This is a genomic window from Jannaschia aquimarina (assembly GCF_000877395.1).
Taxonomy (GTDB): Bacteria; Pseudomonadota; Alphaproteobacteria; order Rhodobacterales; family Rhodobacteraceae; genus Jannaschia; species Jannaschia aquimarina.
Map to the genome: position 1 here is coordinate 64181 of NZ_JYFE01000049.1, position 8318 is coordinate 72498.

Genomic DNA, 8318 nt, shown 5'->3' on the forward strand with positions numbered 1-8318 from the left:
AGCTCTTGATATTTCCCGGGAACCGTTGGGGCGCCGATTCGGTTATGGTCGCAGAACGCTTCGGCGCCCATTCGATTTGTGAGGATACTGCCATGACGACGACCGGACTTCTGATCAACCTCGGCTTCGTGACCGGACTGGCGCTCGCCATCCTGACCGGACTTGCGCTCGCCTAAGGTTTGCCTCGCGGATGTTCTTTCCACGCCCGTTGATCGGGAATGTGGAGGGTGACTTTCTGCCCCAACTCGACATTCCCTTCGCGTTCGACCCAGGCAGTCACGCCGCGCAGACCCTTCGCCGATCCCTTGAAGGCAGCGCCTGTGCCCGGTGCCGCAGCCTCGATAACGGGTGCGGGCAGTGTGCACGGCCTGTTCTGCATGTCGACGACCACGGTCGCGCCGCCCTTCCCGCCGAATTGCAGGCGGGATGATGGGGGCAGATGACTGAAGTCGGGCAAGCCCTCGATCACCATGGTCGCTCCCAGCCATGCCGGGTCGAAATCTTCGATGCCCATGCCAGACGCGATGCGCCGAGTCTCCGCTGCGCAGAGAATCGACAATTGGCGCGTGTTCGCGATCTCGGTTCCCTTCAGGTACTGAGAGGTCACGCGGCTGCAAGAGGGTCGCGTCAGGCCGCCATGGTCCTCGCCCTCCGGGCCTGCGAAGGTGAGCGTCAGGGCGTGCGTCGGGGCAGAGGCCAGTTGGGCTTGACGGTCCGGCACGGTGCCGAGCCAGACGACCTCTCCCGTCAGGTCTGTCTGCAGAAGGGCGGGCATCAGCGCGGGTATCGCAGGACGGCGAGAACGAGGCCCGCGGCGAATCCGAGTTCGAGCCATTCCTCGATCAGGGATGCGATGCCGTCCGCATTCTCGGAAATGAGAATCCCCACATCCGCGAGTTTGCGGCCCAGACCGTCCAGCGTCTTCGCGACCACAACGATCGCGATCGAAGCGAGGACGATCCACGCCCACGACGCCCGCGGCCGAAGGCCGGCGCCCCAGTGCCGCAAAAGTCTCAGGTTCGCCCAGAGCGTCGCAAGGATCGCCACGACGACGGCAGCCCCGATCGCCTTCTCGGAAAGGGGCGCGTCGCCCGTATAGAGGCGGAGTTGCAGGATGCCCTCGGACAGAAACGACTTGTCGAAATCCAGTTCGCGGAGGGCCAGGAAGCCGATCAACGCCGCTGGCGCCCAGAGGCCCCGGAGCGCGGCGAGGGTGGCGGCCACGACTAGAAATGCGGCAGAAGCGGCCTCGACGGGACCGCCTTCCTTCATGAAGGCCGCACCCGGATCGTAGACGAGCCAACCCACGAGCAGGCCCGCCATGGCGGACAGGGCGAGCACGAGCCAATTGGTCGAGGAGGTGGAAGGGGAGGCGGGGCTGACCATTGCCGCTTCATAGGGCAGACGCCGGCCCGTCACAAACCATCTGTCGCCGGGGGCGTGAACGAGAAAAGGCCCCGACGGATCGTCGGGGCCTTTAGGAACAGGGTCGAATGTCAGGTCGGCTCGGGCGCGGGGTCGCCGGCCAGATCGGGCTTTGCCCGCGGTTTCGTCTTCGGCACCGCGGTCAGGCTGGAGCCCCCGGTATCGGCACCATCGTCGTCATCGTCGCGGTTAAGCGCCTCGCCGTTCATGACCTTCATGATCTCGGGGCCGGTCAGCGTCTCGTATTCGAGAAGGCCCTGAGCGAGATTTTCCCACTCGTCGTTCTTCTCGGTCAGGATCCGCTTGGCGGTCGCGTATCCTTCGTCGATGATCTCCTTCACCTTCGCGTCGATCCGCTTCTGCATCTCTTCGCTGTGGGAGGTGCCGCCGCCATAGGCGCCGAGATAGGATTGCTGCTCGTTGGCGTAATCGACCATGCCCAGTTCCTCGGCGAAGCCGTACTGGGTCACCATCGCTCGGGCGATCTGCGTGGCCTGCTTGATGTCCTGCGACGCGCCCGACGTCACCTCGTCGGGGCCAAACTTCAACTCCTCGGCAACGCGCCCGCCCATCGCCATGGCGATCCGGCTGGTGAACCACGTCTTGGAGGCGGAAATCCGGTCCCGTTCCGGCAGGGAGAGGACGAGGCCCAGCGCACGGCCGCGCGGGATGATCGTCGCCTTGTGGATCGGGTCGTGCTGGGGCGTATTGAGGCCGACGATCGCGTGACCCGCCTCGTGATAGGCGGTCAGCTTCTTCTCGTCCTCGGACATGACCATGGAGCGGCGTTCGGCGCCCATCATCACCTTGTCCTTCGCACTCTCGAAATCCTCCATCGTGACGACCCGCCGCCCGACACGGGCGGCCATCAGCGCGGCTTCGTTCACGAGGTTGGCCAGATCGGCGCCCGAGAAGCCGGGTGTGCCCCGCGCGATGATGCGAAGGTCCACATCCGCGCCCAAAGGCACCTTGCGGGAATGCACGCCGAGGATCTTTTCACGGCCCTTGATGTCGGGGTTCGGGACCTGGACCTGACGGTCGAAGCGGCCCGGTCGCAGCAACGCGGGATCCAGCACGTCGGGGCGGTTCGTGGCCGCGACGATGATGATACCCTCGTTGGCCTCGAAGCCGTCCATCTCGACCAGAAGCTGGTTAAGCGTCTGCTCGCGCTCGTCGTTGCCGCCGCCATAGCCCACGCCACGCGACCGCCCAACTGCGTCGATCTCGTCGATGAAGACGATGCAGGGTGCGTTCTTCTTGGCCTGCTCGAACATGTCGCGCACGCGGCTCGCGCCGACGCCGACGAACATCTCGACGAAGTCGGAGCCGGAAATGGTGAAGAACGGCACGCCGGCCTCGCCAGCGATGGCGCGGGCCAGCAACGTCTTACCGGTGCCCGGAGGGCCGACCAGAAGGGCGCCCTTGGGAATCTTGCCGCCCAGGCGGGAAAACTTCTGCGGGTTGCGCAGGAATTCGACGATCTCTTCGAGTTCTTCCTTGGCCTCGTCGATGCCGGCCACGTCGTCGAAGGTGACGCGGCCGTGCTTTTCGGTCAGCAGCTTGGCCTTCGACTTGCCGAAGCCCATCGCGCCACCGCGACCACCGCCCTGCATCCGGTTCATGAAGAAGATCCAGACACCGATCAGGACCAGAACCGGCAGCCAGAGGCCCAGCGCCGACAGGAAGCCGGATTGTTCCTGTGGGCGGGCGTCGATGATGACGTCGCGATCCACAAGGAGTTCGGTCACGTCCACGCCGTCGGGCCGGATCGTGACCTGTTCGGCCCCGCCTGCACCGCGGAAGAAGACCCGCTCTCCGTCGATCGTCACCTCGCTGACGGAGCCGTTTTCGACCTGGTTGATGAACTCGGAATAGGGCACGTCCCGCGACGCCATGTTTCCGCTGCCGCCCGAGAAGAGCTGGAAGAGGGCCATGACGAGAACGAAGAGGACGACCCAGAAGGCGATGTTGCGCGCGTTGCCCAAGGAATATCTCCGGATGTCGCGGGGTCGCGCCCCGCAGTGTCGTTGCTGTGGAACATAGGGCCCGGAGGGTTTAGGTTCAACGAACATCCCCGACCCGGATCGTCGCAGCAGCAATCCCGGCAGGATGGTTGCGCCTTTTACCGACTGGACGGGGTTGGCCGCGATTTGGTCACGTAAAGGGCTTCGGGGCGCCCCGAAGCCGTGCGCCGTAGCCGTTCGCCATGCCCGCCAGCGGAGCGGCGATCAACTCGCCCTGCTCTCGGATTGCGGGCGTCGCCAAGAGGCTGGCTCTCGGAAGACCGCTCTCTCGCCACGGGGTCCGGGCGATATCCTCCCCGAGCGCGCCGACCGAGGTGGTGGGGCTGACGGGGCCGTCGATGTGCCATCTGTCCCAGATGTCCGCACCCAATTCGGGAGGCGGGCAGGTACCGGCTTCGCGGGTCAGGCGCAGCGCGTCCCTTTCTCGGGTGCCGAGACAGCCGGCCAGGGTCCATTTCCGGTCCTCGCCTTCAAGCGCGCCGAGAAGGCGGGCGAGATCCGGACCGCGAGGCCGGTCCGCGATCCAAGCCATCGCGCCTGCCAGCAGGCGGCGAAGCTGCTCGCGCTCGGTCTCCAGGAGGTGGCGCACCGCGTCCAGCGGCATCAGGACATCCGGCCCGTCGACGGAGAGGTTGCACTGGGCGAGGTCGTGGGCGCGTAAGTCCAGGCTTCGGGACGCTTCGGCCAATGCAGAGGCGGAGCGGGCCAGCGGCAGCGGGTCGAGGTCCAGCGCTTGCATGTGCTGCCGGATACGGACGCGTTCGAAACGGGAATCGTCATTGCTGGGATCCTCGATCCAGCCGATGCCGAGATCCGTCAGATGGTCGCGCAGACGCTGCCGCGTCAGGTCGAGAAAGGGCCGCACGAAGGTGGGTGCCGTGCCGCTGCGTGCAGGCATCCGGGCGAGGCCGTCGATCCCGGTCCCCCGGGCGAGCCGCATCAGTAGCGTCTCTGCCACGTCATCGGCGGTATGACCGAGCAGGACCACGGGCAGATCGTGGGCCCGCGCCCATTCGGTCAGGGCGGCATAGCGCGCCTGCCGGGCGCGGGCCTGAAGGTCCGCGCCATCTTCTAGGTGAAGCTGAAGCGTATCGTGTGGGACCTCTGCCCCGTCGCAGAAGGCGGCGACCTGATCCGCTTCTTCCGCCGCCTCCGGGCGCAGGCCATGGTCGACTGTGACGGCACGAAGCGTACGGCCTTGTGCGATCCCGGTGACGAGCAGGGCCATGGAGTCGCTCCCGCCCGAGACGGCGATGCCCACCGGTTCGCCGGTCAGCGCCGCATCGAGCGCGGCGCCAAGCGGATCAGGGGCAGGCAAGGCCGGTGCGCGCCGCTGCCGCTTCCGACGCTTCCGGCGCCGAGGGGAAACGCGCGCCCACCTCGTCGAGGGTGAGGCAGGCCTCTTCGATCTGCCCCAGAGAGCCGAGCGCGCGCCCGAGACCCAGAAGAGCCGCCGCTGCCTGTGGTCCGTCCGGGCGTGCCGAGAAGATATCGAGATAGGCGCGGGCGGCGTCTCCGGACTGGTTGTCTGCGGCAAGGGCCTGCGCGCGCAGCAGCCGTGCCTGATCGGTCAGCGGACCGGACGGATAGGTCGCGGTGAAACGACCGAAGGCCTCAGCCGCCTCGGCGTTGCGCCCAGTCTCCAGCGCGGCGCGGGCCGCGTCGAATTCGGCCTGCTCACCGACGGCCAGCTGTCCGCCACCGCCCTGGCCCGCGGGCGGGGCCGTCGGGGCGGCCGCGCCCTGGTCCCCAGCGCCGCCCAACGGGCCGGGGTTCGGTAGGGCGGAGATGTCGCAATCGGAGGTCAGTTCGCAAAGCTGAAAGCGCAGATCCTCGATCCGGTTGCCGCCGTCGCGGGATACCGTCTCGACACGGGCCGAGAGGCGTTCCGTCCGGGCGGTCAACTCCTGAAGTTGGGATTCCAGCGCCATCACGCGGTCGGGGAAGCTGGTCCCCTCGATCCCGAGTTGGGCGGCGCCGGTGGTGGAGAGTTCGCGCGTGAGCGAGCGAACCTCCTGGTTCAGGACGGTGAGCTGCTGACGGATGTCCGCCAGCGTCTCGGTATCCTGCGCCGCCGCCGGGACGGAAAGGGCAAGGCTGATCCCGAAAAGGGCGACGGCGCGACGCATCAGACGCCGGCTCCGGCAGCCAGAACGGTCACGGCGCGGCGGTTCTGCGCGTAGCACTCCTCGGTGGAGCAGACCTCGAGCGGACGCTCCTTGCCGTAGGAGATCGTGCGCAGCCGGGTCGCGTCGACGCCTTGGGTGATCAGGTAGTCGCGCGCGGCGTTGGCCCGGCGACCGCCGAGCGCGAGGTTGTACTCGCGGGTGCCCTGCTCGTCGGCATGACCTTCGATGAGGGCGGTATAGGACGGGTTGGCGTTCAGCCATTCGGCCTGACCGCGCAGGGTCGCCTGGCCCTCGGGCGTGATCGTCGATTGATCGACCGCGAACAGGACGCGGTCACCGACACGGGCCTGGAAGTAGGCGGGCGACGCAGGATCGTTCGCGCTGCCGGGAACGATGGCGCCATTCGCGCCCGCAGCGCCGCCGGCAAAGCCGTCGTCGTTCACGCCGCCCGCGCCGCCAAGGCGGTCGCCACAGGCCGACAGGGCCAGTGTCGCGGCCAGGATCAGGGGAAGGGTCTTCATGCTCGAACCTCTTAATTCAGGAGCGGGCCCCAATTGGGATCTGAGGCCGCCGCCGGTGTGGCGGCACGTTGCAGGTTTCGTCCGGTGATGTCGACGGAATAGAGCGCCGGCGCCCCGGCGGCGCCCGGCGTCTCGCGCGTGAACATGATCACGCGGCCATTGGGGGACCAGGTCGGCCCCTCGTCGATGAAGGCGCCCGTCAGCAACCGCTCCTGGCTGCCATCGGTGCGCATCACGCCGATATGGAAGCGGCCGGGCGTCTGCTTGGTGAAGGCGATGTAATCGCCGCGTGGCGACCAGACCGGAGTGCCGTAGCGCCCGTCGCCGAAGCTGATCCGCTGCGCCTCGCCGCCGCTAGCGGGCATCACGTAGAGCTGCGGCTGCCCGGACCGGTCGCTTTCGAACACGATCTGGCTGCCGTCGGGCGAGAAGCTGGGCGCCGTCTCGATGGACGGCGCACTGGTCAGGCGCGTCGTCGCGCCGGTGGCGATATCGAGGGCGTAGAGATCCGTGTTGCCCGACGCCTCGGCCGAATAGACCACCCGGTCGCCGCTGGGCGAGAAGCGGGGCGCGAAGCTCATGTTCTGCGTCTCGCCGCCCACCGTCCGCCGCTGGAGACTTGCGACATCCATCAGGGTCACGCGCGGGAAGCCGCTTTCGTAGCTGGTATAGATGATCTGCGCGCCGTCGGGGCTGAAGCGGGGGGCCAAGACGATGCTGTCGGACGAGGTGAGGTACTGAACGTTCGCGCCGTCGTAATCCATGATCGCAAGGCGCTTGAGCCGGGCGTCCTTGGGCCCGGTCTCCGACACGAAGACGACGCGGCTGTCGAAATAGGGGTCCTCGCCGGTGATCCGGCTGTAGGCGGCATCCGCCACCTTGTGAGCCATGCGCCGCCAGCCATCGGCGGTGCCGACGAATTGGAGACCTTCGCCCAGCGGCTGCTCGGAGAAGACGTCGAAGAGGCGGAACTGTACGATCAGCCGCCCGTCGCCTTCCACCAGCACGGAACCGGTGATCAGGGCCTGCGCGTTGATCGCCTTCCAGTCGGACCATTGCACCGAGCTGTCGAAGGAGGAGACGCGCGCGATATGGGCATCCTGCGGGATCTCCTCGAAGAGCCCCGTATTGGCGAGATCCGCGCTGATGACGCGCGTGATGTCCTGCGCGATATCGCCCGCCGCCGCATTGCGGGCGACGAAATTGGGCACGGCGAAGCGGATCGGTTCGATCACACCGTCGGTGATCGTGATCCGAAGCGGGCCGGGCTGGTCCTGTGCCTGCACCTGCGGCGCGGCAAGGGCGGCCAGCGCGGTCAGGGCGGCGAAGAGAAGTCGTTTCATATCTGGCGTCTCCCTTGGGGGCGCATCATGTCCAGTTTCGCGCGCCGGACGCGCAGTGTCGATGGGGCCGCCCGGAGCGGCGCCGGGATCGGCGAGCGGTATCTCATCTCAGGCTCATGGATGTCGGGTCGAACGTGATCTCGACCTGCTGCCAATGGGCGTACTTTTCGGACGGCAAGTCGTAGCCGCCGCGGGCGCATCGGATGATGGCCCGTCGTGCGGCCTCGAAGGCGCGGCGGGCATCGGCGCCGCCATTGGTCGAGATCATCTCGATCGTATCGGTCCGAGGATTGCCGTCGCGATCCATCGCGAAGGCGACGGTGACCACGGTCTGGCTCCACTGCGCGCCGGTATCGACATTCCAGCATCCGCCGACTGCGATGCGGAACCCGTCTTCCTCTCCGAAGGTCAGTGGCGGGCCGGCGGCCTGGGCGGGGGCCGGATCGGACGTTGCCTCAGACAGGGCTCCGGCGATGGCGTCGCTGAGATCGGAGCTGTCGGTCGTCGCCGAAGCGGTCTGCGTCTCGTCCGGCGTCGAAGTGTCGTCCTGCGTGTCCGCCGGGGCTGCGGCGACCTGGGGCCGGGTCGGACGGCGCCTGGGACGGTTCGACGCCTCGGGCGCGGCCGAGGGCGTATCCGCCTCGGTAACGATGACAGGCGCGGCCTCCTCGGGTGCGGTCGGCTGCTCTTCCTCGGGCGGGGTGTCCGGCGCGGGTTCTGCGGTTGGCTCTGTCGCCGGCGTGGGATCCGGTGCGGTGTCAAGTTCGGGCGGCGGAGGGGGCGCGGCCGTGTCCGCGACGCGGTCGGCGGGGCGCGGCGACGGACGATCAGATAGGGGTGCGTCGGGCGCATCGGCCGGGGCCGCGGGGGGCGTGG

General features: G+C 67.7%; 8 protein-coding genes and 1 pseudogene. 1 reads left to right on the forward strand and 8 read right to left on the reverse strand.

All coding sequences use genetic code 11. The features are described from left to right. Nucleotides 1-44 precede the first annotated feature (44 nt). The gene (locus jaqu_RS22260; protein ID WP_269078995.1) at nucleotides 45-176 is read left to right on the forward strand and encodes a hypothetical protein; all 132 of its coding nucleotides are present in this window, start codon (nucleotides 45-47) and stop codon (nucleotides 174-176) included. Here jaqu_RS22260 and jaqu_RS13805 read toward each other — a convergent pair. The 8 genes and pseudogenes from jaqu_RS13805 to jaqu_RS21665 all read right to left on the reverse strand — a co-directional run. Then, a complete protein-coding gene (locus jaqu_RS13805) occupies nucleotides 173-775 on the reverse strand; it encodes an MOSC domain-containing protein (protein WP_043919579.1) in 603 nt (200 codons plus the stop codon). The genes jaqu_RS22260 and jaqu_RS13805 overlap by 4 nt on opposite strands. Next, the gene (locus jaqu_RS13810) at nucleotides 775-1386 is read right to left on the reverse strand and encodes a hypothetical protein (protein WP_043919597.1); all 612 of its coding nucleotides are present in this window, start codon (nucleotides 1384-1386) and stop codon (nucleotides 775-777) included. Before jaqu_RS13810 ends, jaqu_RS13805 begins: the two co-directional genes overlap by 1 nt. Before the next feature lie 110 nt (nucleotides 1387-1496). Continuing rightward, nucleotides 1497-3410, reverse strand: coding sequence for an ATP-dependent zinc metalloprotease FtsH (gene ftsH / locus jaqu_RS13815; RefSeq protein ID WP_043919580.1), 1914 nt, complete (start codon nucleotides 3408-3410; stop codon nucleotides 1497-1499). Nucleotides 3411-3579: 169 nt separating this feature from the next. Then, the gene (tilS, locus tag jaqu_RS13820) at nucleotides 3580-4767 is read right to left on the reverse strand and encodes a tRNA lysidine(34) synthetase TilS (protein WP_043919581.1); all 1188 of its coding nucleotides are present in this window, start codon (nucleotides 4765-4767) and stop codon (nucleotides 3580-3582) included. After that, nucleotides 4754-5578: a tetratricopeptide repeat protein gene (locus tag jaqu_RS13825; protein ID WP_043919582.1), complete on the reverse strand. Its 825-nt coding sequence runs from the start codon at nucleotides 5576-5578 to the stop codon at nucleotides 4754-4756. The genes tilS and jaqu_RS13825 overlap by 14 nt, the downstream gene beginning before the upstream one ends. After that, nucleotides 5578-6099, reverse strand: a complete 522-nt coding sequence (gene pal / locus jaqu_RS13830) for a peptidoglycan-associated lipoprotein Pal (RefSeq protein ID WP_043919583.1) — start codon at nucleotides 6097-6099, stop codon at nucleotides 5578-5580. Before pal ends, jaqu_RS13825 begins: the two co-directional genes overlap by 1 nt. A gap of 11 nt (nucleotides 6100-6110) precedes the next feature. Continuing rightward, nucleotides 6111-7442, reverse strand: coding sequence for a Tol-Pal system beta propeller repeat protein TolB (tolB, locus tag jaqu_RS13835; protein WP_043919584.1), 1332 nt, complete (start codon nucleotides 7440-7442; stop codon nucleotides 6111-6113). 103 nt (nucleotides 7443-7545) lie between these two features. Next, nucleotides 7546-8318 (reverse strand): annotated as a pseudogene (locus tag jaqu_RS21665) (hypothetical protein); the annotation flags it as partial.